Raw genomic sequence first — 25053 nt, forward strand, 5'->3', positions numbered from 1 at the left:
GAGTTAAATTCTGCATGGATGCTTTTTTATCTCCCTCGTATCCCTGGCTCGCGCTACTTCTGGGATTATTCATTGGCAGCTTTCTCAACGTCGTTATTTATCGATTACCGATAATGCTGATGCGTGAAACCGCAGACGATGAAGAAAGAAGTGCGCTTCCCGCGGTAAATTTATGGTGGCCGCCGTCTCACTGCCCATGCTGCCAGCACAATGTTATGCCCTGGGATAACATTCCCGTGGTGAGCTGGTTGCTGTTACGCGGCAGATGTCGCCATTGCCATTGCACAATTTCGGGTATTTATCCGTTAAGTGAGGCGGTCATTGGCGTTGTGTTTTGCACTCTGGTTTACTGGCTTTATCCGCAATATAGCTTACTCCAGCTCGCGTTCATGGCGTTATTTCTCTGCCTGTTGTACACCCTGGCGGTTATCGACATCCGCACCTTTTTGCTTCCTGACTGCCTGGTGTTTTTATTGCTGTGGGCAGGACTTATTGCCTCTGTACGCCACCTTATTCCAGTTTCACCGCGGGATAGCGTAATGGGCGCCGTTTTTATATGGGGCTTTACCTGGCTAATGGCCGAAGGGTACCGCTGGATAACCGGTCGGGAAGGTTTCGGTAAAGGGGACGTTAAGCTGTTCGCCGCGTGTGCGACATGGTTAGGGGTGGAAAATATTGCGGTGCTGATGCTGGGCTCAGCCCTGTTGGGTCTTTGCCTGTTTTTGTTTCGCTACTTCTATATCCGCAGATTCGCGCCGCAGGGGGAGCTGGCGAAACAGGGATACATTCCATTTGGCCCAGCGATCGTTGTGATGTCGATCTATCTAATGTATACGGCGGTGCTTAACCTGTGATCACTCTTCTGCTTTCGTTACTTTTGCTGCGCGCTGCGCCAGATATGTATCGGGACGAGGTTGCGCGTGATGAATTCAGCGTGACGGTATCGCTCATTCCGCCCGCTCCACGACAATACACTACCGTGCCAGCCATGACGGGGCGAATACCACGTACGCTTTATTTACTGTCGCTGCCAGTATGGCGGTCAGTGGATCAGCAGAAAACCTGTGCAACAGCGGTGCTGATGAATCAGCCGCCAGTAAGAACATCGCCTTTAATACGGCAGCGCTATCAGCCCTGTTTCGATGATCTTCAGGCCGGTAAACACCATGCGAACCTTATTGAGACCCCACGGGAAACCGACCCTCTCTCCTGTCGCATCAGCGCTGCTACCTTGTCACGTCGCGCTTTTATGACGTGGCCCTCTGACGTTACGGTGAACGCCGATGCCAATGATGATCTTTCCTGCGCGCAGGTTATGGCGCTGGCAAGCTTCTTTCCTGCTGGCGTTGTATCTACCGATCGCTTTGCAACCAATCCGGCTCCTGATAATGATACGGCGAGCAGCTTTTTTTCGGTGCTGAATCTGACGATCCCCACGAACAGCGCCCCAGCGCCAAACTGGCAGTCTTTATCGAATCGTCATGCCGTTTCTGAGGTCGATATCCTACCTGCCGGGGCGTTTATCTTCCCCCTGACGCACGAAATTGTTGTGACGTCTCCTTATGGCATGCGTTACCACCCGGTCACCCGTCAGTTTATGCGGCATGAAGGCGTAGATCTGCGCGCACCGGTAAATAGCCCGGTAATGTCGGTTGCCGATGGCGAAGTGACGGCGACCGGCTATGGTCCGGTGACGGGGTTCTATATTACCGTCAGTCATGCCGATGGCTGGAGCAGCCGCTATTTGCATTTAAATACGCTGCAGGTTCATAAAGGCGATAAGGTATTCAGAGGCAATGTTATCGCCTTATCAGGGGCGACCGGGCGCATCAATGGTCCTCATCTCCACCTGGAACTCAGCCATCATCACCAGTTGGTAAACCCAATGGAGGTGCTTTTTGCGTCGACATTAAACCCCAATGCCAGGCGGGCGTCGCCCGCGGCAGATACACAGGCGGTTATCGAGCCGGTGGATATGACGCCGACCATCGCTTTGATTAGTGGGGAAGGGGAGAATTTGCAGATAGGCGTGCGCGTTGGTAAAAAAAACACCTTCTACGCGCAGAGAGAACCCGTAGAGACGCCGGATGGCGTATGGCGCATTGTTAAACGGTATGGAAAATACAGGCTCGTGAAAGTGTCGCCGGAAGCGAAACCCGAATAGCCGGCTGTTTTATAGCCGTTTTTCCGCCGTTAACCGGCAGAATGCGGCGCTTTTGCTGTTTTTTTCCGCAGTTGATACAATGCACTAAAAATGCCCTTGCGAAGGTGATTCGCTTTGGTTAGTATTCACACCCGCTTCAGTGGGAAACAGTAAATATTCCCGCTTTAATGGTCGAAGCATTGTACGCGGCAACTCCGCAAGGAACAGGTTGATTATGCACGAAGCTCTTTTAGTAGTTTTCCTTATTGTGGCAATTGGCCTGGTAGGCTTGATCATGCTGCAACAAGGTAAAGGCGCTGATATGGGAGCCTCTTTTGGCGCAGGCGCTTCTGGTACTCTGTTTGGTTCAAGTGGTTCTGGTAACTTCATGACCCGTATGACAGCTGTATTGGGAACCTTGTTCTTCATCATCAGTCTGGTGCTGGGTAACATGAACAGCAATAAGACCAATAAAGGAAGTGAGTGGGAAAATCTGAGCGCACCGGCGAAAACCGAGCAAACTCAGCCAGCTGCTCCGGCTCAGCCGACCAGCGATATCCCACACTAAGTATTCTGTACCGAGGTGGTGGAATTGGTAGACACGCTACCTTGAGGTGGTAGTGCCCTAACGGGCTTGTGGGTTCGAGTCCCATCCTCGGTACCAAATTCCAGAAAAAAGACGCTGCAAAGCGTCTTTTTTTTTGTCTGTTACTCGTGGCTGTCTGTAGGTCGGATAAGGCGTTTACGCCGCCATCCGACATTATTGCAACGCCTGATGGCGCTACGTTTATCAGGCCTACAGACACCTCATATTCCGCGCATAAAAAAGGCCGCTTTCGCGGCCTTAAAATGATGAATGCTTACTTCGCTTTGCTTTCCAGATTTTCAACCTGCGGCAGGCCGGTCGTTGAAGAGGCGGTCAACAGACCGGCTTTCGCGTAGCCGAACAGCTTCTCGCGGGTATCGGTGATATCCAGATTACGCATGGTCAGCTGGCCGATACGATCGTCAGGTGAGAATACTGACTCGCCTTTCTCCATGGTCAGACGTTCTGGCTTGTAAGTCAGATTATCAGACACGGTATTGAGGATGGAGTAGTCGTTGCCGCGGCGCAGCTCCAGCGTCACTTCGCCGGTAATCTGGCTGGCGACCCAACGCTGCAGACCGTCACGCAGCATCAACGCCTGCGAGTCGAACCAGCGGCCCTGGTACAGCAGTTTGCCCAACTGACGGCCATGAGAGTGATATTGCTCAATGGTGTCTTCGTTATGGATACCGGTCAGCAGACGCTCGTAAGCGATGTGCAGCAACGCCATCCCCGGGGCTTCATAGATACCACGGCTTTTCGCTTCAATAATACGGTTTTCAATCTGATCGCTCATGCCCAGACCGTGACGACCGCCGATGCGGTTGGCTTCCAGCATCATCTCAACGTCGTCGCTGAAGGTTTTACCGTTTAGCGCTACAGGATGACCCTGTTCAAAGCGTACGGTCACTTCTTCTGCCGGGATCTTCACGCTCTCATCCCAGAACTTCACGCCCATAATCGGGTTGACGATTTTGACGCTGGAATTCAGGAATTCCAGGTCTTTTGCTTCGTGGGTCGCGCCGAGCATATTGGAGTCAGTGGAGTACGCTTTCTCGACAGACATTTTGTAGTCGAAACCGCAGGCGATCATAAATTCGGACATCTCATGGCGACCACCCAACTCGTCGATAAAATCGGTATCCAGCCATGGTTTGTAAATCTGCAGTTCCGCGTTGGTCAACAGGCCGTAACGATAGAAACGTTCAATATCGTTGCCTTTATAGGTGCTGCCGTCACCCCAGATATTCACGCCATCTTCTTTCATGGCGGCAACCAGCATGGTGCCGGTAACGGCGCGCCCCAGCGGAGTGGTGTTGAAATAGGTCAGGCCACCGGTGGTGTTGTGGAAGGCGCCGCACTGAATGGCTGCGATCCCTTCGGCAACCAACTGCTTGCGGCAATCTACCAGGCGAGCATTCTCAGCACCATATTCCATTGCACGGCGAGGAATGGCGTCATAGTCATCCTCATCCGGCTGGCCCAAATTCGCAGTATATGCATATGGGACAGCCCCTTTTTGTCGCATCCACAGCAGTGCTGCACTGGTGTCCAGGCCGCCGGAAAAAGCGATACCAATACGTTGACCTACCGGGAGATGCTTGAGAATCGTCGTCATAAAATAAAACCCTGCTTGATAGACTGGTGAAGAGGTCGGCTTATTATACTAAATGCATTTTTATGCAAAATAAATGAGTTTTCATTTAATCATCTTTTCTGGATGACAGGAAGAGTTTAGTGATAATTTCGTTAAATAACGGCGCGGCCGGTACATTTATCTTGATTACCACCCGCTGGTCAGCATTCATTGATTTGCATAGTGGTAACAAGGTTGACATAACACATAGAGTATCAATATACTGTGCGCAGATTTTACGTCCCGTCCTCGGTACCAAATCCCAGCAGTATTTGCATTTTTTACCCAAAACGAGTAAAATTTGCCACGTTTCAGGCGCGGGGTGGAGCAGCCTGGTAGCTCGTCGGGCTCATAACCCGAAGGTCGTCGGTTCAAATCCGGCCCCCGCAACCACTTTCCCTTAGAGTTCTTTTTCAAATATACTGTGAAGACTTAGGCCTTCGTAGCTGGATTTGAAAAAAATTCTTTCGGAAGGTTCTCCGAACCGCAGGTGCGGTTATAGGGTTCAGTTATCTAAAGCCCCGATTTATCGGGGTTTTTTGTTATCTGACTACAGAATAACTGGGCTTTAGGCCCTTTTTTTATGTCTTGGGGGTGGGCTTGTCCACATTAGAGCAAAAATTAACAGAGATGATTACAGCCCCGGTTGAAGCCCTGGGCTACGAACTGGTCGGCATCGAATTTATTCGCGGTCGCACATCCACACTGCGCATCTATATTGATAGTGAAGATGGCATCAATGTTGATGATTGTGCTGATGTGAGCCATCAGGTAAGCGCCGTGATGGATGTCGAAGACCCAATCACCGTTGCCTATAACCTGGAAGTTTCCTCGCCGGGTCTCGACCGTCCTCTGTTCACTGCTGAACACTACGTGCGTTTCCTGGGGGAAGAAGTCACGCTGGTTCTTCGTATGGCGGTTCAAAACCGTCGTAAATGGCAGGGCGTTATCAAAGCGGTGGACGGTGAGATGATCACGGTCACAGTCGAAGGTAAAGATGAAGTGTTCGCGCTGAGTAATATCCAGAAGGCGAACCTGGTTCCCCACTTTTAACAGTCTGGATTGAGGTGAAAAGCCCGCGATGAACAAAGAAATTTTGGCTGTTGTTGAAGCCGTATCCAACGAAAAAGCGCTGCCACGCGAGAAAATTTTTGAAGCGCTGGAAAGTGCGCTGGCTACAGCAACAAAGAAAAAATATGAGCAAGAGATCGACGTCCGCGTAGAAATCGATCGTAAAAGCGGTGATTTCGATACCTTCCGTCGTTGGGTAATCGTAGAAGAAGTTACCCAGCCAACCAAAGAAATTACGCTGGAAGCGGCACGCTTCGAAGACGAAAGCCTGAACGTGGGCGACTATGTTGAAGATCAGATTGAATCTGTCACCTTTGACCGTATCACCACCCAGACTGCGAAACAGGTTATCGTACAGAAAGTACGTGAAGCTGAACGCGCAATGGTTGTTGATCAATTCCGCGAACACGAAGGCGAAATCGTTACGGGTGTGGTGAAAAAAGTTAACCGTGACAACATTTCCCTGGATCTGGGCAGCAATGCTGAAGCCGTGATCCTGCGCGAAGACATGCTGCCGCGCGAAAACTTCCGTCCAGGCGACCGCATCCGTGGCGTTCTGTACTCTGTGCGCCCGGAAGCGCGCGGTGCGCAACTGTTCGTCACCCGTTCCAAACCGGAAATGCTGGTGGAACTGTTCCGCATTGAAGTGCCAGAAATTGGCGAAGAAGTGATTGAAATTAAAGCGGCTGCCCGCGATCCGGGCTCTCGTGCGAAAATCGCCGTTAAGACCAACGATAAGCGTATTGATCCGGTCGGCGCGTGTGTGGGTATGCGCGGTGCGCGCGTTCAGGCGGTCTCTACCGAACTGGGCGGCGAGCGTATCGATATCGTCTTGTGGGATGATAACCCGGCGCAGTTCGTGATTAACGCAATGGCGCCAGCAGATGTCGCTTCTATCGTGGTGGATGAAGACAAACACACCATGGATATCGCGGTTGAAGCCGGTAACCTGGCTCAGGCGATTGGACGTAACGGTCAGAACGTCCGCCTGGCTTCACAACTGAGCGGTTGGGAACTCAACGTAATGACCGTTGATGACCTGCAGGCGAAGCATCAGGCTGAAGCACATGCCGCCATCGATACCTTCACCAAATATCTCGATATCGATGAAGATTTCGCGACAGTTCTGGTGGAAGAAGGTTTTGCGACGCTGGAAGAACTGGCCTACGTGCCAATGAAAGAACTGCTGGAAATTGACGGCCTTGATGAACCGACCGTTGAAGCGCTGCGCGAGCGTGCTAAAAACGCACTGACCACTCTGGCACTGGCCCAGGAAGAAAGCCTCGGTGATAACAAACCGGCTGACGATCTGCTGAATCTGGAAGGATTGGATCGCGATATGGCCTTCAAACTGGCTGCCCGTGGTGTTTGTACGCTGGAAGATCTCGCCGAACAGGGCATTGATGATCTGGCTGATATCGAAGGGTTGACCGACGAAAAAGCCGGTGAGCTGATTATGGCTGCCCGTAATATTTGCTGGTTCGGTGACGAAGCGTAATAAACTGTAGCAGGAAGGAACAGTATGACAGATGTAACCGTAAAAACGCTGGCTGCAGAGATACAGACCTCCGTGGATCGCCTGGTACAGCAATTTGCTGATGCAGGTATCCGGAAGTCTGCTGATGACTCTGTGTCCGCACAAGAGAAACAAACCTTACTGGCGCATCTGAACCGTGAGAACGGCTCAGCGCCGGATAAGTTGACATTGCAGCGTAAAACGCGCAGTACTCTCAATATTCCAGGTACCGGTGGGAAAAGCAAATCGGTACAAATCGAAGTCCGCAAGACACGCACCTTTGTGAAACGCGATCCGCAAGAGGCTGAACGCCTGGCCGCGGAAGAGCAGGCGCAGCGTGAAGCGGAAGAGCAAGCCCGTCGTGAGGCAGAAGAAGCTGCCAAACGCGAGGCGCAACAAAAAGCCGAACGTGAGGCCGCAGAACAAGCTAAGCGTGAAGCCGCTGATAAAGCGAAACGTGAAGCTGCGGAAAAAGACAAAGTGAGCAATCAACAGACCGACGATATGACTAAAACCGCCCAGGCCGAAAAAGCCCGCCGTGAAAATGAAGCCGCAGAACTGAAACGTAAAGCGGAAGAAGAAGCACGTCGCAAGCTTGAAGAAGAAGCTCGCCGCGTAGCGGAAGAAGCTCGCCGTATGGCGGAAGAAAACGAGAAAAATGGTGTGGATAACGCTGAACCTGTTGAAGATACCAGCGATTATCACGTCACGACTTCTCAGCACGCTCGCCAGGCAGAAGACGAAAACGATCGTGAAGTTGAAGGCGGCCGTGGTCGTACTCGCAGTGCGAAAGCCGCGCGTCCGGCGAAGAAAGGCAACAAACACGCTGAATCTAAAGCCGACCGTGAAGAAGCGCGCGCCGCAGTTCGTGGTGGTAAAGGCGGTAAACAGCGTAAAGGTTCCGCTCTGCAGCAGGGCTTCCAGAAGCCAGCTCAGGCCGTTAACCGTGACGTTGTGATCGGCGAAACCATCACCGTTGGCGAACTGGCTAACAAGATGGCGGTTAAAGGCTCTCAGGTCATCAAAGCGATGATGAAACTGGGCGCAATGGCGACCATCAACCAGGTCATCGACCAGGAAACCGCACAACTGGTTGCCGAAGAGATGGGCCACAAAGTTATCCTGCGTCGTGAAAACGAGCTGGAAGAAGCAGTAATGAGCGACCGTGACACCGGCGCTGCGGCTGAACCGCGCGCACCGGTTGTAACCATCATGGGTCACGTTGACCACGGTAAAACCTCCCTGCTGGACTACATTCGTTCTACGAAAGTCGCTTCTGGCGAAGCGGGCGGCATTACTCAGCACATCGGTGCGTACCACGTTGAAACTGACAACGGTATGATCACCTTCCTGGATACCCCGGGTCACGCCGCGTTTACCTCCATGCGTGCTCGTGGTGCTCAGGCAACGGATATCGTGGTTCTGGTTGTTGCAGCAGACGACGGCGTGATGCCGCAGACCATCGAAGCTATCCAGCACGCGAAAGCGGCAGGTGTGCCGGTGGTGGTTGCAGTCAACAAAATCGATAAACCAGAAGCGGATCCGGATCGCGTTAAAAACGAACTGTCCCAGTACGGCATCATGCCGGAAGAGTGGGGCGGCGAGAGCCAGTTCGTCCACGTTTCTGCGAAAGCCGGTACCGGTATCGACGAACTGCTGGATGCGATCCTGCTGCAGGCCGAAGTTCTGGAGCTGAAAGCTGTTCGTAAAGGTATGGCGAGCGGCGCGGTAATCGAATCCTTCCTGGATAAAGGTCGTGGTCCGGTTGCTACCGTCCTGGTGCGTGAAGGTACGCTGCATAAAGGCGACATCGTACTGTGTGGCTTCGAATACGGCCGCGTGCGTGCGATGCGTAACGAACTGGGTCAGGAAGTTCTGGAAGCAGGTCCGTCCATTCCGGTGGAAATCCTCGGTCTGTCAGGTGTTCCGGCTGCCGGTGACGAAGTGACCGTGGTGCGTGACGAGAAGAAAGCCCGTGAAGTTGCACTGTATCGTCAGGGCAAATTCCGTGAAGTTAAACTGGCTCGTCAGCAGAAATCTAAACTTGAGAACATGTTCGCCAACATGACCGATGGCGAAGTTCACGAAGTGAACGTCGTACTGAAAGCTGACGTACAGGGTTCTGTAGAAGCGATCTCCGACTCCTTACTGAAACTGTCTACCGACGAAGTGAAAGTGAAGATCATCGGTTCCGGCGTAGGTGGTATCACTGAAACCGACGCGACCCTGGCTGCGGCGTCCAACGCGATTCTGGTTGGCTTCAACGTCCGTGCTGATGCTTCTGCGCGTAAAGTGATCGAATCTGAAAGTCTGGATCTGCGTTACTACTCCGTCATCTATCATCTGATCGACGAAGTGAAAGCGGCGATGAGCGGTATGCTGTCTCCGGAACTGAAACAGCAGATCATTGGTCTGGCTGAAGTGCGCGATGTGTTTAAATCACCGAAATTTGGTGCGATCGCGGGCTGTATGGTTACCGAAGGTACTATCAAGCGTCACAACCCAATCCGCGTCCTGCGCGACAACGTGGTTATCTATGAAGGCGAGCTGGAATCCCTGCGCCGCTTCAAAGATGACGTTAACGAAGTCCGTAACGGTATGGAATGTGGTATCGGCGTTAAGAACTACAACGACGTTCGCGTTGGCGATATGATCGAAGTGTTCGAGATTATCGAGATCAAACGTACCATCGCATAATCTTCGTAATGCCCGGTGGTACTTCGTTTACCGGGCCTACGTTAGGATTGTTAGCCGGGTTGTAGGCCTGATAAGCGTAGCGCCATCAGGCTTTAAAGCGCCACCCGGCAAGAAATTTAAAAAGGGGCTTATGGCCCCTTTTTTGTCATTATTCTGGAGAATTTATTATGGCGAAAGAATTTGGTCGCCCGCAGCGTGTGGCGCAGGAGATGCAGAAAGAAATCGCACTCATCCTGCAACGCGAAATCAAAGATCCGCGCGTAGGCATGATGACTACCGTTTCTGGTGTTGAGATGTCCCGTGACCTGGCGTATGCCAAAGTATTCGTGACTTTCCTGAACGACCAGGACGAAGCGGCTGTGAAAAACGGCATTAAGGCCCTGCAGGAAGCCTCTGGTTTTATCCGCTCCCTGCTGGGGAAAGCGATGCGTCTGCGTATCGTGCCTGAACTGACCTTCTTCTACGACAACTCGTTGGTTGAAGGGATGCGTATGTCTAACCTGGTGACCAGCGTGGTGAAACATGACGATGAACGTCGTGTGAACCCAGCGGACGACAGCAAGGAGGACTGATGAGTCGTCCTCGTCGTCGTGGTCGCGACATTCACGGTGTCCTGCTGCTGGATAAGCCGCAGGGCATGTCCAGCAATGACGTACTGCAAAAAGTAAAGCGCATCTACAATGCCAACCGTGCGGGTCATACCGGCGCGCTGGATCCGCTGGCGACGGGCATGCTGCCTATCTGCCTCGGCGAAGCGACGAAGTTTTCACAGTATTTGCTGGATTCTGACAAACGCTATCGCGTAGTAGCCCGCCTGGGGCAACGTACTGACACCTCCGATGCTGACGGGCAAATCGTGCAGGAACGTCCGGTAACCTTCAGCGCAGAGCAACTTGCGAGCGCACTGGAGACTTTCCGCGGCGATATCGAGCAGATTCCGTCAATGTATTCGGCGCTGAAGTATCAGGGTAAAAAGCTGTACGAATATGCGCGTCAGGGCATTGAAGTGCCGCGTGAAGCGCGCCCGATTACCGTCTATGAGCTGCTGTTTATTCGCCATGAAGATAACGAGCTGGAGCTGGAGGTTCACTGCTCCAAAGGCACCTATATTCGCACTATTATCGACGATCTGGGCGAGAAGCTCGGCTGTGGTGCGCACGTAACGTACCTGCGTCGTCTGACGGTCAGCAAGTATCCGGTGGATCGTATGGTGACGCTGGAACACTTGCGCGAGCTGGTTGAACAGGCTGAGCAGCAGAACATTCCGGCCGCTCAGTTGCTTGATCCCTTGCTGATGCCAATGGACAGTCCAGCATCGGACTATCCTGTTGTTAATTTGCCTTTAACATCGTCGGTTTACTTTAAAAATGGTAACCCGGTACGTACGACAGGTGTCCCGCTGGAAGGCCTGGTGCGTGTGACGGAAGGCGATGACGGCAAATTTATCGGCATGGGGGAGATCGACGATGAAGGTCGTGTCGCCCCCCGTCGCCTGGTGGTTGAGTATCCTGCATAGCGCTCTCTGTCTTGCGATAAAAGGGCGCTGCGAGTAGAATACTGCCGCTTAACGTCGCGTGAATTGTTTAACAATCTGCGTGGCGTATACACAAAATCATTCGAGCTGCATCAAGGCGGCAAGTCTGAGAATCCTCAGGAGCTTACTTAGATAAGTGACTGAGGTGAGCGGACGCAGCCAACGCAGAGTCAGTTTGAAGGATAAAGTGTATACACTGGGATAGCTGAATTAGAGATCGGCATCCTTTCATTCTTAACACTTTGGAGTTTTAAAATGTCTCTAAGTACTGAAGCTACCGCTAAAATCGTTTCTGAGTTTGGTCGTGATGCAAACGACACCGGTTCTACCGATGTTCAGGTTGCTCTGTTGACTGCACAGATTAACCACCTGCAGGGCCACTTTGCAGAGCACAAAAAAGATCACCACAGCCGTCGTGGTCTGCTGCGCATGGTTTCTCAGCGTCGTAAACTGCTCGACTACCTGAAACGTAAAGATGTTGCACGCTACACCGCGCTGATCGAGCGTCTGGGTCTGCGTCGCTAATTCTTTCGAGTTTCAGAAAGAGGGGGCCTTCATGGCCCCTTTTTTCCAGCAGATGGCAGCAATTCGCTGGAAACTAATGTATTGTTGCTATGAATGATCTTCCGTTGCAGAGGTTCGCGCGGCTAATGAGAGGCTTTACTCATGCGTATGGGTTAGGGTTGTCATTAGTCGCGAGGATGCGCAGAAGATCGGGTATTAACGATGGCGCAAAAATGTGCCGTCAAAAAATAGAGAAAGGATATTATTTTGCTTAATCCGATCGTTCGTAAATTCCAGTACGGTCAGCATACCGTTACGCTGGAAACCGGCATGATGGCGCGTCAGGCGACTGCCGCTGTTATGGTTAGCATGGATGACACTGCGGTATTCGTTACCGTTGTCGGCCAGAAAAAAGCGAAACCAGGCCAGGACTTTTTCCCACTGACCGTTAACTATCAGGAGCGTACCTACGCTGCTGGCCGTATCCCGGGTAGCTTCTTCCGTCGTGAAGGCCGTCCGAGCGAAGGTGAAACCCTGATCGCGCGTCTGATTGACCGCCCGGTTCGCCCGCTGTTCCCGGAAGGGTTCGTTAACGAAGTTCAGGTTATCGCGACCGTTGTGTCCGTTAACCCGCAGGTTAACCCGGATATCGTGGCAATGATTGGCGCATCCGCTGCGCTGACGCTGTCTGGCATCCCATTCAACGGCCCGATCGGTGCTGCGCGTGTTGGTTATATCAATGACCAGTACGTACTGAACCCGACTCAGGACGAACTGAAAGAAAGCAAGCTGGATCTGGTTGTTGCCGGTACCGAAGGTGCCGTACTGATGGTTGAATCCGAAGCTGAACTGCTGAGCGAAGACCAGATGCTGGGCGCTGTAGTATTCGGTCACGAACAGCAGCAGGTTGTTATTCAGGCGATCAACGAGCTGGCGAAAGAAGCCGGCAAACCGCGTTGGGACTGGCAGCCAGAAGCCGTCAACGAAGCACTGAACGCGCGCGTTGCCGCACTGGCAGAAGCTCGCCTGAGCGATGCTTACCGTATCACCGACAAACAAGAGCGTTACGCTCAGGTTGACGTGATCAAATCTGAAACCATCGCTCAGCTTACGGCAGAAGATGAAACCCTGGACGCCAACGAACTGGGCGAAATCCTGCACGCCATTGAGAAAAACGTTGTTCGTAGCCGCGTACTGGCAGGCGAGCCGCGTATCGATGGCCGTGAAAAAGACATGATTCGTGGTCTGGACGTGCGTACTGGCGTTCTGCCGCGTACCCACGGCTCCGCGCTGTTCACCCGTGGCGAAACTCAGGCGCTGGTCACTGCGACCCTGGGCACCACCCGTGATGCGCAGAACCTCGACGAACTGATGGGCGAGCGTACTGACAACTTCCTGTTCCACTACAACTTCCCTCCGTACTGCGTAGGTGAAACCGGTATGGTCGGTTCTCCGAAGCGTCGTGAAATTGGTCACGGTCGCCTGGCGAAGCGTGGCGTGCTGGCAGTGATGCCGGAACTGGATAAATTCCCGTACACCGTGCGTGTGGTTTCTGAAATCACCGAATCTAACGGTTCTTCTTCCATGGCTTCCGTATGTGGCGCTTCCCTGGCGCTGATGGACGCAGGCGTGCCGATCAAAGCGGCCGTTGCGGGTATCGCGATGGGTCTGGTGAAAGAAGGCGACAACTATGTTGTTCTGTCTGACATCCTGGGCGACGAAGATCACCTGGGCGATATGGACTTCAAAGTAGCGGGTTCCCGCGACGGTATCTCTGCACTGCAGATGGATATCAAAATTGAAGGTATCACCAAAGAGATCATGCAGGTTGCTCTGAACCAGGCTAAAGGTGCGCGTCTGCACATCCTGGGTGTGATGGAACAGGCGATTAACGCGCCGCGTGGCGATATCTCTGAATTCGCGCCACGTATCCACACCATCAAGATCAGCCCGGACAAGATTAAAGACGTTATCGGTAAAGGCGGTTCTGTTATCCGCGCCCTGACCGAAGAAACTGGCACTACTATCGAAATCGAAGATGACGGTACTGTGAAGATCGCAGCGACCGACGGCGAGAAAGCGAAATATGCTATCCGTCGTATCGAAGAGATCACCGCAGAGATTGAAGTAGGTCGTATCTACACGGGTAAAGTGACCCGTATCGTTGACTTTGGCGCATTCGTTGCCATCGGTGGCGGTAAAGAAGGTCTGGTACACATTTCTCAGATCGCTGACAAGCGCGTTGAGAAAGTGACCGATTACCTGCAGATGGGCCAGGAAGTACCGGTTAAAGTTCTGGAAGTTGATCGCCAGGGCCGTGTACGTCTGAGCATTAAAGAAGCAACTGAGCAGTCTCAGCCTGCAGGCGAACCGGAAGCTCCGGTAAGCCAACAGGGCGAGTAAGGTTGCCATTGCCCTCCGTGAGAACGGAGGGCCTTTAACCCGGCAGGACGCCTTGTTAGCAACCGGGGAACCTGGACGTTCATTCAATCGTTGTCTTCGGGAGTGGGAAATGAAGCCTTTTTTGCGCTGGTGTTTCGTTGCGACAGCACTCACGCTGGCTGGATGTAGTAATTCCGCCTGGCGTAAGAGTGAAGTCCTCGCAGTACCATTGCAACCGACTTTGCAGCAGGAAGTGATTCTGGCACGTATGGAACAAATTCTTGCCAGTCGGGCTTTAACCGATGACGAACGCGCACAGCTTTTATATGAGCGCGGAGTGTTGTATGATAGTCTCGGTCTGAGGGCACTGGCGCGAAATGATTTTTCACAAGCGCTGGCAATCCGACCAGATATGCCTGAAGTATTCAATTACTTAGGTATATATTTAACGCAGGCAGGCAATTTTGATGCTGCCTATGAAGCGTTTGATTCTGTACTTGAGCTTGATCCAACTTACAACTACGCGTACTTAAATCGCGGTATCGCATTGTATTACGGCGGTCGCGACAAGTTAGCGCAAGATGATCTGCTGGCGTTTTATCAAGACGATCCCAATGATCCTTTCCGCAGTCTGTGGCTTTATCTTGCCGAGCAGAAGCTCGATGAGAAGCAGGCTAAAGAAGCGTTAAACCAACGCTTCGAGAAATCGGATAAAGAGCAATGGGGATGGAACATTGTCGAGTTCTACCTGGGCAACATTAGCGAAGCAACGCTGATGGAACGCCTGAAGGCGGACGCAACGGATAACACCTCGCTCGCTGAGCATCTCAGTGAAACCAACTTCTATTTAGGTAAGTACTACCTAAGTCTGGGGGATTTGGACAACGCTACGGCATTGTTCAAACTGGCGGTGGCTAACAACGTTCATAACTTTGTTGAGCACCGATACGCATTGTTGGAATTATCGCTCCTGGGCCAGGACCAAGATGACCTGGCAGAATCGGACCAGCAATAGCTGACGTACACATCAGCCCGTAATCTTTTTTGATTGCCATCACCTTCACGGGTGAGGGCGTTGTTGTTCGTTAATACACCTACTTTGAGCCGGTTCACACTTTTCAATGAAAATTGCAGATCAATTTCATGATGAGTTATGTAGACTGGCCGCCATTAATTTTGAGGCACACGTACTACATGGCTGAATTCGAAACCACTTTTGCAGATCTGGGCCTGAAGGCTCCTATCCTTGAAGCCCTTAACGATCTGGGTTACGAAAAACCATCTCCAATCCAGGCAGAGTGCATTCCGCATCTGCTGGGCGGTCGCGATGTTCTGGGTATGGCCCAGACCGGTAGCGGCAAAACGGCAGCGTTCTCTTTACCGCTGCTCAACAATCTTGATCCTGAGCTGAAGGCACCTCAGATTCTGGTGCTGGCACCGACCCGCGAACTGGCGGTTCAGGTTGCAGAAGCCATGACGGATTTCTCTAAACACATGCGCGGCGTGAACGTGGTTGCCCTGTACGGCGGCCAGCGTTATGACGTGCAATTACGTGCCCTGCGTCAGGGACCACAGATCGTCGTCGGTACGCCGGGTCGTCTGCTGGATCACCTGAAGCGCGGTACTCTGGACCTCTCCAAACTGAGCGGTCTGGTACTGGACGAAGCTGATGAAATGCTGCGTATGGGCTTCATCGAAGACGTTGAAACCATTATGGCGCAGATCCCGGAAGGTCATCAGACCGCTCTGTTCTCTGCCACCATGCCGGAAGCGATTCGTCGTATTACCCGCCGCTTTATGAAAGAGCCGCAGGAAGTACGCATACAGTCCAGCGTCACTACCCGTCCAGACATCAGCCAGAGCTACTGGACTGTGTGGGGCATGCGTAAAAATGAAGCGCTGGTGCGTTTCCTGGAAGCAGAAGATTTTGATGCGGCGATTATCTTCGTCCGTACCAAAAATGCGACTCTGGAAGTGGCAGAAGCGCTGGAGCGTAGCGGTTATAGCAGCGCTGCGCTGAACGGCGACATGAACCAGTCTCTGCGTGAGCAGACTCTGGAGCGTCTGAAAGATGGCCGTCTGGATATTCTGATTGCAACCGACGTTGCGGCCCGTGGCCTGGACGTTGAGCGTATCAGCCTGGTCGTTAACTACGATATCCCGATGGACTCCGAATCTTACGTTCACCGTATTGGCCGTACCGGTCGTGCGGGTCGTGCTGGCCGTGCGCTGCTGTTCGTTGAGAACCGCGAGCGTCGTCTGCTGCGTAACATCGAACGCACCATGAAACTGACTATTCCAGAAGTAGAACTGCCGAACGCAGAGCTGCTGGGCAAACGCCGTCTGGAAAAATTCGCCGCGAAAGTACAGCAGCAGCTGGAAAGCAGCGATCTGGATCAGTACCGTGCTCTGCTGGCGCAGATTCAGCCTACCGCTGAAGGCGAAGAGCTGGACATGGAAACCCTGGCAGCCGCACTGCTGAAAATGGCTCAGGGCGAACGTAGCCTGATCGTACCACCAGATGCACCGATGCGTCCTAAGCGTGAATTCCGCGACCGTGACGATCGTGGCCCGCGTGACCGCAACGATCGTGGCCCGCGTGGCGACCGTGAAGACCGTCCGCGTCGTGAACGTCGTGACGTTGGCGATATGCAACTGTACCGCATTGAAGTGGGTCGTGATGACGGTGTTGAAGTCCGCCATATCGTTGGCGCGATTGCTAACGAAGGTGATATCAGCAGCCGTTACATCGGTAACATCAAGCTGTTTGCTTCCCACTCGACCATCGAACTGCCGAAAGGTATGCCGGGCGACGTGCTGCAGCACTTTACCCGTACCCGCATCCTGAACAAGCCGATGAACATGCAGCTGGTTGGCGATGCAGTACCGCATACCGGTGGTGAGCGTCGTGGCGGTGGCCGTTTCAGCGGCGAGCGTCGTGAAGGCGGTCGTGGTGAAGGTCGTGGTTTTGGCGGTGAGCGTCGTGAAGGCGGTCGTGGTGATGGTCGTCGTTTCAGCGGCGAACGTCGTGAAGGTGGTCGTGGCCCGCGCCGTGACGATTCTTCTGCTCCGCGTCGTGATGACTCAGCCGGTCGTCGTCGTTTCGGTGGTGACGCATAAGCCAAAACAGCTAAAAGCGTAAAATAAAGTATACAGCCCCGATCTCAACAATCGGGGCTTTTTTTATTTCAATTGTACTCGTGTACTGGTACAGTGCAGCACATTGATAAGTAGTCACAATATAAATGACTGGAGAGATGGCTAAATGGCAACACTAACCACCACCCAAACGTCACCTTCGCTGCTTGGCGGCGTGGTGATCATCGGCGGCACCATTATTGGCGCGGGGATGTTCTCTCTGCCGGTGGTCATGTCCGGGGCGTGGTTCTTCTGGTCAATGGCGGCGCTGATCTTCACTTGGTTCTGCATGCTGCACTCCGGGCTGATGATCCTTGAAGCCAACCTCAATTACCGGATTGGTTCCAGCTTCGACACCATTACCAAAGATCTGTTGGGCAAAGGCTGGAACGTTGTTAACGGCATCTCCATCGCCTTTGTGCTCTACATTCTGACCTACGCCTATATTTCGGCAAGCGGCTCGATTCTGCATCACACCTTTGCCGAGATGTCGCTGAACGTTCCGGCGCGCGCGGCAGGTCTTGGCTTTGCGCTGCTGGTCGCGTTTGTGGTGTGGTTAAGCACCAAAGCGGTTAGCCGCATGACGGCGATTGTGCTGGGGGCAAAGGTGATTACCTTTTTCCTGACCTTCGGCAGCCTGCTGGGACACGTGCAGCCCGCAACGCTGTTTAACGTGGCGCAGAGCAACGCTTCATATACGCCGTACCTGCTGATGACGCTGCCATTCTGTCTGGCTTCATTTGGTTATCACGGCAACGTCCCAAGCCTGATGAAGTATTACGGCAAGGATCCGAAGACCATCGTTAAGTGCCTGGTTTACGGCACGTTGCTGGCGCTGGTGCTGTATACCGTATGGTTGCTGGGAACAATGGGTAATATTCCGCGTCCGGAATTTATTGGTATTGCGCAGCAGGGTGGGAACATTGATGTGCTGGTGCAGGCGTTGAGCGGTGTGCTGAACAGCCGTAGTCTGGATCTGCTGCTGGTGGTGTTCTCCAACTTTGCGGTCGCCAGTTCCTTCCTCGGCGTGACGCTGGGCTTGTTTGACTACCTGGCTGATTTATTTGGTTTTGATGACTCCGCAATGGGGCGTTTTAAAACCGCATTGCTGACGTTTGTGCCGCCAATTGTCGGTGGCCTGCTGTGGCCGAACGGTTTTCTGTACGCCATTGGCTATGCAGGTTTAGCTGCAACTATCTGGGCTGCCATTGTGCCAGCGCTGTTGGCACGTAAATCTCGCGAACGTTTCGGCAGTCCGAAATTCCGCGTCTGGGGCGGTAAACCAATGATTGCCCTGATTCTGGTCTTCGGCGTCGGCAACGCGGTTATCCATGTTCTGTCGAGCGTTAACCTGCTGCCGGTGTACCAGTAGAACAATTGCCCGGTGGCGCTACGCTTACCGGGCCTACAGAGATTGCGTAGGCCGGATAAGCCGCAGCCGCCATCCGGCACAAATAGCACTATCCCAACAATTCCTGCTTCACATCCATCGCCAAATCAAATGAGTGGAGCCGCGCCTGGTGATCAAAAATCTGGCCGTTAACCATAATTTCATCAGCCTGGGTTTCACGCAAAATAGCCTCCAGCCCGTGCCGCACTTTCGCCTTATCACCGACCAGTGACATGCGTAGCGCCTGCTGCACGCCATACTGTTCAGAAGCGGACCACAGTTGATGCATATTCTCTACCGGCGGCGGTAGCTGGCCGGTTTCGCCACGACGCAGTTTGATAAACGCCTGCTGCATTGAGGTGAAAAGAAATTCGGCATCGCGATTGCTGTCGGCGGCAATAATGTTGATGCACACCATCGCATACGGCTTTGCCAGCCGCGCCGAAGGCGTGAACTGGCTACGATACAGATGCAGCGCCTGATGCAGCATATCCGGAGCAAAGTGCGAGGCGAAGGCAAACGGCAGGCCAAGCTGCGCCGCCAACTGTGCGCTATACAAGCTGGAACCTAATAACCAGACCGGGATCTGCTCGCCGTAGCCAGGCACCGGGCGTACATGGGGGGTCGGGTCGCGGGCGTCGAACCACTCCACCAGTTCTGCTACGTCGCGTGGGAAGTTATCGATATCGCCACTCATATGGCGGCGCAGCGCGCGCATCGTTGGCTGATCGCTCCCCGGCGCGCGGCCAAGCCCGAGATCGATGCGTCCCGGATACAGCGTGTTCAGGGTACCGAACTGCTCGGCGATCACCAGCGGCGAATGGTTGGGCAGCATCACGCCGCCAGAACCCAGATGCAGCGTGGTGGTATTGGCAGCCAGATAACCAATCAGCACAGAGGTTGCGGCGCTGGCGATGCCGGTCATGTTGTGGTGTTCTGCCAGCCAGTAGCGGTGATAGCCGCGCTTTTCAGCCAGCCGTGCGAGATCAAGCGAGTGCGTAAAGGCTTCTTTTGCCGAAGATCCTTCAGGGATCGGTGCCAGATCCAGCACCGAGAACGGAATAGTTTTGTCAGTCATAACGGCTCACTTTGTTACCGGTTAATCATTTAATACTGCATTAAAATTTGATTAACGTTGTTAACAAAGTGAGCTTTATGAGACTGACGGCAAAAACAATGCCTGATGGCGCTGCGCTTATCGGGCCTAGGGATCGCGATTTGTAGGCCGGATAAGGCATTTATGCCGCCATCCGGCGAGGTTATATCAGGATTGCAGCTCCAGCCCAGCCAGACGTTTCCAGTAACCGTTGCAGTCGCTATGGGCGGCAAGCGGTAATGGGGCAGTGCCGTTTTCATTGGCGCGGAAGGCATCCAGCATGGCAAATGTTTCAGTGCCTGAAGGGGACAGACGCACAATATCTACCAGTCCCTGCATGGATGTCAGCTCGTTGCCGAGGTTATAAACATAGCCGCTCATGGTCTGGATCCCGTTGAGAACAAAGACCTGCTGATTCTCCTGCGACAGCACATCTCGCCCGTTCGGGTATTTGATGCAGCAGGTTTCACACTCGTCTTTTGGCCGATCTTCGGAACGCGCCGTAAAGCAGCGGGCAGAGTACGCCAGCGGCAGATGGCCGTAGCTCAGCACTTCCACTTCAAACTTATCGCGGATAGCTAACTCTTCACACTGGTTGAGCAGATTGATCAGCCAGTCGCGAGATAATTCTACCGGCATACACCAACGCACCATCCCTTGTTTGAGCAGCAAACGCAGCGTCACGGCGTTGTAGCAGTTGAGCGCATGTCCGGCGACAAACGGCAGCTTACGCTCCGCGCACATGTTTACCACGCCCAGATCGCTGGCTTCCAGCAGGAAGTCGCCGTTTTCGACATAGCGCTTTAATTCGCCTAGCTCAGAGGATGCCTGCACCAGCGCCAGCGTTGACAGCACCACCTGTTTACCGCTGCCGGCGAGCGACTTCGCCATATCAATCCAGTCGCCGACTTTAGTGGCGCGACGTTTGCTGCATACCGCTTCGCCAAGATAGATAATGTCGGCCTGGCTGGCGGCGGCCTGCTGATAAAAATCTTCCAGCGTTTCTTTTGGCCAGTACCACAGCACCGGCCCTAAGGAATATTTCATTGCTTCTCTCACTGCCATTTACGGTGATATGCGCCAAGCGTGGTCTGCGTGCCTTCGGACATGGAACCGAGCGTTTCCATCCATGCCGCCTGTGGCGCATAGTTCTGTGGGTCGGCGATACAGCGATCGATCGCCTGACGCCACACTTTCGCCACCTGGCTGACGTAGGCCGGGCTACGCTGGCGTCCCTCGATTTTTACCGAGGCAATATTGGCCGCCAGCAGCTCCGGCAGCAGCTCCAGCGTGTTCAGGCTGGTGGGTTCTTCCAGCGCATGATAGCGCTCGCCGTCAACCAAATAGCGGCCTTTACACAGTGTCGGATAACCGGCATTTTCTCCGTCCTGATAGCGGTCAATCAGCACTTCATTCAGACGCGATTCCAGACCTTGTTGGGTCTGCTGCCAGCGAACAAAACGCGCGGGAGAGCAAGCGCCAACCGTGTTAGGCGATTCACCCGTCAGGTAGGATGAAAGATAACACCGCCCTTCCGCCATAATGCACAGACTGCCAAAGGCGAACACTTCGAGTGGAACGGGCGTGACGCGAGCGAGCTGTTTCACCTGATGGATAGACAACACGCGCGGCAGCACCACGCGCGCGACATCAAAGTTGCGATGATAAAAATTAATCGCCTCTTCGTTGGTAGCAGATGCCTGAACAGAGACATGGCGCTCAATATGCGGGTAGCGCTCTGCGGCATACTCAAGCATGGCGAGGTCGGCGAGGATTAGCGCATCCGCACCCAGTTGCGCCGCCATATCTACGGCCCGCTGCCAGCGCGCATAACCATCCGGATGCGCAAAGGTGTTAATCGCGATGTGCAGCTTACGGCGGTGTTGATGGACAAAACTCACCGCTTCCTGCAATTTTTTCTCGGTAAAATTAAGGCCGGCGAAATGACGGGCGTTGGTATCATCTTTCAGCCCGATGTAGACAGCATCAGCGCCGTTCTCGATGGCCGCCTTAAGCGCCGGGAGATTTCCGGCAGGGCAGAGCAGCTCCATAATTTATCCTGAACGTAGCGCCGTGAAGGGCGCAGAAATGTTAACGAAGAGGGATTTTAGTTAACCTTGCTGAGACAATTTTTGATTTGAGGCAGTTAAAGTCGTATTGGTGACAGCAATAAAGAGGTAACAATTTCGCATCGAATTGTTGATTTATGCCGCTATGTCGTTTATTGGATATGGCAAAATAGCAGGACTATTGAAACAGGGAGTAAAGCTCGTGTTGGATAAACTGCGTTCACGCTTAGTACATTTTGGTCCTTCTCTGATGAGTGTACCGGTTAAACTGACGCCCTTTGCGCTGAAGCGCCAGGTCCTGGAGCAGGTTCTGAGCTGGCAGTTTAGCCAGGCGCTGGCTGATGGAGAGCTGGAGTTCCTCGAAGGCCGCTGGCTGAGTATTCATGTGCGTGATATTGGCCTCCAATGGTATACCTCTGTTGAGAACGATAAACTTATCGTCAGCCAGAGTGCCGATGCGGATGTGAGTTTTAGCGCTGACGCCAGCGATTTACTGATGATTGCTGCACGTAAGCAGGATCCGGATACGCTTTTCTTCCAGCGTCGCCTGGTGATTGAAGGTGACACAGAATTAGGGCTATACGTAAAAAATCTGATGGACGCCATCGAACTGGATCAGATGCCTAAAGCGTTGCGCGTCATGCTGATGCAGTTGGCGGATTTTGTTGAGGCGGGAATGAAAACGACGCCAGACACCAAACAGACTTCGGTAGGTGAGCCATGCTGATTCGAGTTGAGATTCCCATCGATGCCCCCGGTATTGATGCGTTGCTGCGTCGTTCATTTGAGAGCGATGCGGAAGCGAAATTAGTGCACGACCTGCGTGAAGATGGTTTCTTAACGCTGGGTTTGGTTGCGACAGATGACGAAGGTCAGGTAGTGGGGTACGTCGCGTTCAGTCCTGTCGATGTTCAGGGTGAAGATCTGCAATGGGTCGGCATGGCGCCGCTCGCAGTGGATGAAAATTACCGTGGTCAGGGCCTGGCACGTCAACTGGTCTATGAAGGACTCGACTCCCTGAACGAGTTTGGCTACGCCGCGGTGGTTACGCTGGGCGATCCGGCACTGTACAGCCGTTTTGGCTTTGAGCTGGCTGCGCATTATGACCTGCGTTGCCGCTGGCCGGGCACCGAAAGCGCGTTCCAGGTTCATCGCCTGGCGGACGATGCGCTGGAGGGCGTGACGGGCCTGGTGGAATACCACGACCACTTCAATCGTTTTTAACATCCGGGGTTTGCAGGCTGCTCAGCAGAGCCTCAAGCCCTCCGCCCTCTACAAGGCGCTCTTTCTGACGCTTTGTAAGCTGTTTGACGCGATACTCGATGCGCAGAGCCAGCGAACGGTCGCCGACCTGCGCCGCAAATGCCAGGGTGAGTTCTCCCTTTCCACGTAGCGCCTTCGCGCCTTTCCCGCTCTGATGTTGCTTATATCGACGCTCCACATCGGTGGTTATTCCGGTGTATAAAGCGTTGTCCGCGGTACGGATCAGATACAGATACCAGGGTGTCATTGTCACCATCGACGTGATAATTTTCAGGCCTACAGTATAAAAGAGAACAGAAATGGAAACACTGACTGCGGTGACCCGCTGGCTGGCAAAACAGCACGTCGTAACCTGGTGTGTTCACCATGATGGTGAATTGTGGTGCGCCAATGCGTTTTACCTGTTTGATGCGCAAAAGGTGGTGTTCTATGTGTTGACCGAAGAGAAAACGCGTCATGCTCAGATGTCCGGGCCACGTGCGCCTGTTGCCGGTACGGTAAACGGCCAACCCAAAACGGTAGCCTTGATTCGCGGCGTACAGTTTAAAGGGGAAATCCGCCGTCTTGAGGGGGAGGAGAGCGACATTGCGCGTAAAGCGTATAATCGCCGCTTCCCGGTGGCCAGAATGCTGTCCGCACCCGTGTGGGAAATTCGGCTGGATGAAGTCAAATTTACGGACAACACGCTGGGCTTTGGCAAAAAAATGCTCTGGCTACGAGACTCACGCCCCGAGAATACGTAATGCCTCACGGTTAAACGCTGGCAGGTCATCCGGTGTTCGGCTGGTTATCAGCTGATCGTTATCATTCACCATTTCCTGATCGTAAAATTCGGCGCCCGCATTTTTTACGTCAATGATGATAGGTTTCACGGCGGTAAGTTTACGGCCACGAATGACATCCGCGCTGATCAGCAACTGTGGACCGTGGCAAATAGCAAACACCGGTTTGCCGCTGTTAACGAAATCCCGGGTAAAGGTCACGAAACGATCGTCCCCGCGCAGATAGTCCGGCGAGTGACCGCCTGGCAGTAGCAGGGCGTCAAAATCGGCAGGGCGCACATCCTCGATCGCTTTGTCGATGGTGACGCTGGCTTCTCCTTTTTTCCCCTTCACCGTTTTGCCTGCCTGTTTTTCAATCGTGATGACTTCATGCCCGGCCTGGCGAAATTCTGCTGCTGGTGATGTAAATTCTGAATCTTCAAACTCATCAGTGATTAAAACGGCAATCTTCTTGCTCATGTTTCCTCCGTTGAGTTGCTTGCGAATGAGGCAGAATTTCCATGTTGGCGGATAATTACCTCACGAACTATTAAGTCTGGTCGCTAAGGCTGAGAGTGCAAGACGGACAAATCTGTAAAGGAGCGAGGATGAGTCAGGTGTTAATAACAGGCGCAACGGGGCTGGTAGGCGGAAATTTGCTGCGTATGCTGCTTAATGAACCCCGGGTCAACGCCATTACGGCGCCGACGCGTCGACCGCTGGCTGATACGGTTGGCGTTTATAATCCCCATGATCCGCAGCTAACTGATGCTCTGGCGCAAGTCACCGATCCGGTCGATATCGTTTTTTGTTGTCTGGGAACCACCCGGCGTGAAGCCGGCTCGAAAGAGGCGTTTATCCACGCTGACTATACGCTGGTGGTGGACACCGCCCTGACGGGACGCCGGTTAGGCGCCCAGCATATGCTGGTGGTGAGTTCGATGGGCGCGAATGCGAATTCACCGTTTTTTTATAACCGGGTGAAAGGGGAAATGGAGCAGGCGTTAATCGCGCAGAAATGGCCGCGCCTGACGATTGTCCGACCTTCGATGCTACTGGGGGAACGGGATAAACAGCGGACGAATGAGAAGTTTTTAGCGCCGTTGTTCAGGCTGCTGCCGGGTAACTGGAAGTCGATTGAAGCGCGTGATGTTGCACGGGCAATGCTGGCAGAAGCGCTGGCGCCAGGAGATGAGGGCGTTACGATCCTGACCTCCTCCGAGCTACGCGAAAGGGCAAAATAAAATGCCGGGTGGCGCTGACGTTT

The 25053-nt window shown here is 53.4% G+C and carries 24 protein-coding genes and 2 tRNA genes; 20 read left to right on the plus strand and 6 right to left on the minus strand.

Annotation, left to right across the window (positions count from 1 at the left end; all coding sequences use genetic code 11):
- Positions 1–14: 14 nt before the first annotated feature.
- From ICA20_RS02975 to ICA20_RS02990, 4 genes are all read left to right on the plus strand, one after another.
- Positions 15–854, plus strand: coding sequence for an A24 family peptidase (locus ICA20_RS02975; RefSeq protein ID WP_038634205.1), 840 nt, complete (start codon positions 15–17; stop codon positions 852–854).
- Positions 851–2164, plus strand: a complete 1314-nt coding sequence (locus tag ICA20_RS02980; RefSeq protein WP_051594485.1) for a M23 family metallopeptidase — start codon at positions 851–853, stop codon at positions 2162–2164. Before ICA20_RS02975 ends, ICA20_RS02980 begins: the two co-directional genes overlap by 4 nt.
- Before the next feature lie 214 nt (positions 2165–2378).
- On the plus strand, positions 2379–2711 hold the full coding sequence (gene secG / locus ICA20_RS02985) for a preprotein translocase subunit SecG (RefSeq protein WP_006687886.1): 333 nt from the start codon (positions 2379–2381) through the stop codon (positions 2709–2711).
- 9 nt (positions 2712–2720) lie between these two features.
- Positions 2721–2807 (plus strand) — tRNA-Leu (locus ICA20_RS02990).
- A gap of 196 nt (positions 2808–3003) precedes the next feature.
- Here ICA20_RS02990 and argG read toward each other — a convergent pair.
- Positions 3004–4347 carry an argininosuccinate synthase gene (argG, locus tag ICA20_RS02995; RefSeq protein ID WP_038634202.1) on the minus strand — a complete coding sequence of 448 codons (1344 nt, stop codon included), beginning with the start codon at positions 4345–4347 and terminating at the stop codon, positions 3004–3006.
- Between the two features lie 334 nt (positions 4348–4681).
- Here argG and ICA20_RS03000 point away from each other — a divergent pair.
- The 12 genes from ICA20_RS03000 (at position 4682) to mtr (ending at position 18579) form a co-directional block, all read left to right on the plus strand.
- Positions 4682–4758: transfer RNA gene (locus tag ICA20_RS03000), tRNA-Met, on the plus strand.
- A gap of 207 nt (positions 4759–4965) precedes the next feature.
- Positions 4966–5418, plus strand: coding sequence for a ribosome maturation factor RimP (rimP, locus tag ICA20_RS03005; RefSeq protein ID WP_003024996.1), 453 nt, complete (start codon positions 4966–4968; stop codon positions 5416–5418).
- 28 nt (positions 5419–5446) lie between these two features.
- Positions 5447–6934, plus strand: a complete 1488-nt coding sequence (gene nusA / locus ICA20_RS03010) for a transcription termination factor NusA (protein ID WP_038634199.1) — start codon at positions 5447–5449, stop codon at positions 6932–6934.
- A gap of 24 nt (positions 6935–6958) precedes the next feature.
- Complete coding sequence (gene infB, locus ICA20_RS03015) at positions 6959–9649, plus strand: translation initiation factor IF-2 (RefSeq protein ID WP_038634196.1); 2691 nt, start codon at positions 6959–6961, stop codon at positions 9647–9649.
- 167 nt (positions 9650–9816) lie between these two features.
- Complete coding sequence (gene rbfA, locus ICA20_RS03020; protein ID WP_003024988.1) at positions 9817–10221, plus strand: 30S ribosome-binding factor RbfA; 405 nt, start codon at positions 9817–9819, stop codon at positions 10219–10221.
- On the plus strand, positions 10221–11165 hold the full coding sequence (gene truB / locus ICA20_RS03025; RefSeq protein WP_038634192.1) for a tRNA pseudouridine(55) synthase TruB: 945 nt from the start codon (positions 10221–10223) through the stop codon (positions 11163–11165). The genes rbfA and truB overlap by 1 nt, the downstream gene beginning before the upstream one ends.
- Positions 11166–11438: 273 nt before the next feature.
- On the plus strand, positions 11439–11708 hold the full coding sequence (gene rpsO, locus ICA20_RS03030; RefSeq protein WP_000059465.1) for a 30S ribosomal protein S15: 270 nt from the start codon (positions 11439–11441) through the stop codon (positions 11706–11708).
- 246 nt (positions 11709–11954) lie between these two features.
- Positions 11955–14090: a polyribonucleotide nucleotidyltransferase gene (pnp, locus tag ICA20_RS03035; RefSeq protein WP_038634187.1), complete on the plus strand. Its 2136-nt coding sequence runs from the start codon at positions 11955–11957 to the stop codon at positions 14088–14090.
- A 109-nt stretch (positions 14091–14199) separates the two neighbouring features.
- The gene (gene nlpI / locus ICA20_RS03040) at positions 14200–15084 is read left to right on the plus strand and encodes a lipoprotein NlpI (RefSeq protein WP_038634184.1); all 885 of its coding nucleotides are present in this window, start codon (positions 14200–14202) and stop codon (positions 15082–15084) included.
- A 106-nt stretch (positions 15085–15190) separates the two neighbouring features.
- Positions 15191–15271 carry a protein YrbN gene (gene yrbN / locus ICA20_RS03045; RefSeq protein WP_010723222.1) on the plus strand — a complete coding sequence of 27 codons (81 nt, stop codon included), beginning with the start codon at positions 15191–15193 and terminating at the stop codon, positions 15269–15271.
- Entirely contained in the window at positions 15264–17189 is a 1926-nt protein-coding gene (gene deaD / locus ICA20_RS03050; RefSeq protein ID WP_038634182.1) for an ATP-dependent RNA helicase DeaD, read from the plus strand. Before yrbN ends, deaD begins: the two co-directional genes overlap by 8 nt.
- Before the next feature lie 145 nt (positions 17190–17334).
- Positions 17335–18579 (plus strand): tryptophan permease, encoded by a 1245-nt coding sequence (gene mtr, locus ICA20_RS03055; protein ID WP_038634179.1) that lies wholly within the window; start codon positions 17335–17337, stop codon positions 18577–18579.
- A gap of 88 nt (positions 18580–18667) precedes the next feature.
- On the opposite strand, the gene ICA20_RS03060 is transcribed toward mtr, so the two are convergent.
- From ICA20_RS03060 to ICA20_RS03070, 3 genes are all read right to left on the minus strand, one after another.
- Positions 18668–19675: an LLM class flavin-dependent oxidoreductase gene (locus ICA20_RS03060; RefSeq protein ID WP_038634175.1), complete on the minus strand. Its 1008-nt coding sequence runs from the start codon at positions 19673–19675 to the stop codon at positions 18668–18670.
- A gap of 186 nt (positions 19676–19861) precedes the next feature.
- Complete coding sequence (locus tag ICA20_RS03065) at positions 19862–20758, minus strand: U32 family peptidase (protein ID WP_038634173.1); 897 nt, start codon at positions 20756–20758, stop codon at positions 19862–19864.
- Positions 20749–21744 (minus strand): peptidase U32 family protein, encoded by a 996-nt coding sequence (locus ICA20_RS03070; protein WP_006687898.1) that lies wholly within the window; start codon positions 21742–21744, stop codon positions 20749–20751. The genes ICA20_RS03065 and ICA20_RS03070 overlap by 10 nt, the downstream gene beginning before the upstream one ends.
- 220 nt (positions 21745–21964) lie before the next feature.
- Between ICA20_RS03070 and ICA20_RS03075 the strand changes: the two genes are divergently transcribed.
- Complete coding sequence (locus ICA20_RS03075) at positions 21965–22489, plus strand: SCP2 domain-containing protein (protein ID WP_038634172.1); 525 nt, start codon at positions 21965–21967, stop codon at positions 22487–22489.
- Positions 22483–22986 (plus strand): N-acetyltransferase, encoded by a 504-nt coding sequence (locus ICA20_RS03080; protein WP_038634170.1) that lies wholly within the window; start codon positions 22483–22485, stop codon positions 22984–22986. The genes ICA20_RS03075 and ICA20_RS03080 overlap by 7 nt, the downstream gene beginning before the upstream one ends.
- On the opposite strand, the gene ICA20_RS03085 is transcribed toward ICA20_RS03080, so the two are convergent.
- The gene (locus ICA20_RS03085; RefSeq protein ID WP_038634168.1) at positions 22973–23272 is read right to left on the minus strand and encodes a GIY-YIG nuclease family protein; all 300 of its coding nucleotides are present in this window, start codon (positions 23270–23272) and stop codon (positions 22973–22975) included. The two genes, ICA20_RS03080 and ICA20_RS03085, sit on opposite strands and share 14 nt — an antisense overlap.
- 52 nt (positions 23273–23324) lie before the next feature.
- Between ICA20_RS03085 and ICA20_RS03090 the strand changes: the two genes are divergently transcribed.
- Complete coding sequence (locus ICA20_RS03090; RefSeq protein WP_038634166.1) at positions 23325–23768, plus strand: YhbP family protein; 444 nt, start codon at positions 23325–23327, stop codon at positions 23766–23768.
- On the opposite strand, the gene ICA20_RS03095 is transcribed toward ICA20_RS03090, so the two are convergent.
- Entirely contained in the window at positions 23748–24266 is a 519-nt protein-coding gene (locus ICA20_RS03095) for a type 1 glutamine amidotransferase domain-containing protein (protein ID WP_038634164.1), read from the minus strand. The genes ICA20_RS03090 and ICA20_RS03095 overlap by 21 nt on opposite strands.
- A gap of 128 nt (positions 24267–24394) precedes the next feature.
- Here ICA20_RS03095 and ICA20_RS03100 point away from each other — a divergent pair, with 128 nt between their 5' ends.
- Positions 24395–25030 (plus strand): NAD(P)H-binding protein, encoded by a 636-nt coding sequence (locus ICA20_RS03100; protein WP_038634162.1) that lies wholly within the window; start codon positions 24395–24397, stop codon positions 25028–25030.
- The last annotated feature ends 23 nt before the right edge of the window (positions 25031–25053 follow it).

Origin of the sequence: Citrobacter sp. C5_2 (assembly GCF_014596845.2) — a bacterium.
Classification (GTDB): Bacteria; Pseudomonadota; Gammaproteobacteria; order Enterobacterales; family Enterobacteriaceae; genus Citrobacter; species Citrobacter werkmanii.

What these genes read in the sequence shown, in the direction of transcription:
- infB (WP_038634196.1), top strand. Translation starts at nt 6,959, where the DNA reads ATGACAGATGTAACCGTAAAAACGCTGGCTGCAGAGATACAGACCTCC.
- ICA20_RS03095 (WP_038634164.1), bottom strand. Translation starts at nt 24,266, where the DNA reads ATGAGCAAGAAGATTGCCGTTTTAATCACTGATGAGTTTGAAGATTCA.
- ICA20_RS03065 (WP_038634173.1), bottom strand. Translation starts at nt 20,758, where the DNA reads ATGGCAGTGAGAGAAGCAATGAAATATTCCTTAGGGCCGGTGCTGTGG.
- yrbN (WP_010723222.1), top strand. Translation starts at nt 15,191, where the DNA reads ATGAAAATTGCAGATCAATTTCATGATGAGTTATGTAGACTGGCCGCC.
- ICA20_RS03100 (WP_038634162.1), top strand. Translation starts at nt 24,395, where the DNA reads ATGAGTCAGGTGTTAATAACAGGCGCAACGGGGCTGGTAGGCGGAAAT.
- deaD (WP_038634182.1), top strand. Translation starts at nt 15,264, where the DNA reads ATGGCTGAATTCGAAACCACTTTTGCAGATCTGGGCCTGAAGGCTCCT.
- argG (WP_038634202.1), bottom strand. Translation starts at nt 4,347, where the DNA reads ATGACGACGATTCTCAAGCATCTCCCGGTAGGTCAACGTATTGGTATC.
- rbfA (WP_003024988.1), top strand. Translation starts at nt 9,817, where the DNA reads ATGGCGAAAGAATTTGGTCGCCCGCAGCGTGTGGCGCAGGAGATGCAG.
- ICA20_RS02975 (WP_038634205.1), top strand. Translation starts at nt 15, where the DNA reads ATGGATGCTTTTTTATCTCCCTCGTATCCCTGGCTCGCGCTACTTCTG.
- nusA (WP_038634199.1), top strand. Translation starts at nt 5,447, where the DNA reads ATGAACAAAGAAATTTTGGCTGTTGTTGAAGCCGTATCCAACGAAAAA.
- ICA20_RS03080 (WP_038634170.1), top strand. Translation starts at nt 22,483, where the DNA reads ATGCTGATTCGAGTTGAGATTCCCATCGATGCCCCCGGTATTGATGCG.
- ICA20_RS03060 (WP_038634175.1), bottom strand. Translation starts at nt 19,675, where the DNA reads ATGACTGACAAAACTATTCCGTTCTCGGTGCTGGATCTGGCACCGATC.
- rpsO (WP_000059465.1), top strand. Translation starts at nt 11,439, where the DNA reads ATGTCTCTAAGTACTGAAGCTACCGCTAAAATCGTTTCTGAGTTTGGT.
- mtr (WP_038634179.1), top strand. Translation starts at nt 17,335, where the DNA reads ATGGCAACACTAACCACCACCCAAACGTCACCTTCGCTGCTTGGCGGC.
- ICA20_RS03085 (WP_038634168.1), bottom strand. Translation starts at nt 23,272, where the DNA reads ATGACACCCTGGTATCTGTATCTGATCCGTACCGCGGACAACGCTTTA.
- truB (WP_038634192.1), top strand. Translation starts at nt 10,221, where the DNA reads ATGAGTCGTCCTCGTCGTCGTGGTCGCGACATTCACGGTGTCCTGCTG.
- nlpI (WP_038634184.1), top strand. Translation starts at nt 14,200, where the DNA reads ATGAAGCCTTTTTTGCGCTGGTGTTTCGTTGCGACAGCACTCACGCTG.
- ICA20_RS03090 (WP_038634166.1), top strand. Translation starts at nt 23,325, where the DNA reads ATGGAAACACTGACTGCGGTGACCCGCTGGCTGGCAAAACAGCACGTC.
- secG (WP_006687886.1), top strand. Translation starts at nt 2,379, where the DNA reads ATGCACGAAGCTCTTTTAGTAGTTTTCCTTATTGTGGCAATTGGCCTG.
- ICA20_RS03070 (WP_006687898.1), bottom strand. Translation starts at nt 21,744, where the DNA reads ATGGAGCTGCTCTGCCCTGCCGGAAATCTCCCGGCGCTTAAGGCGGCC.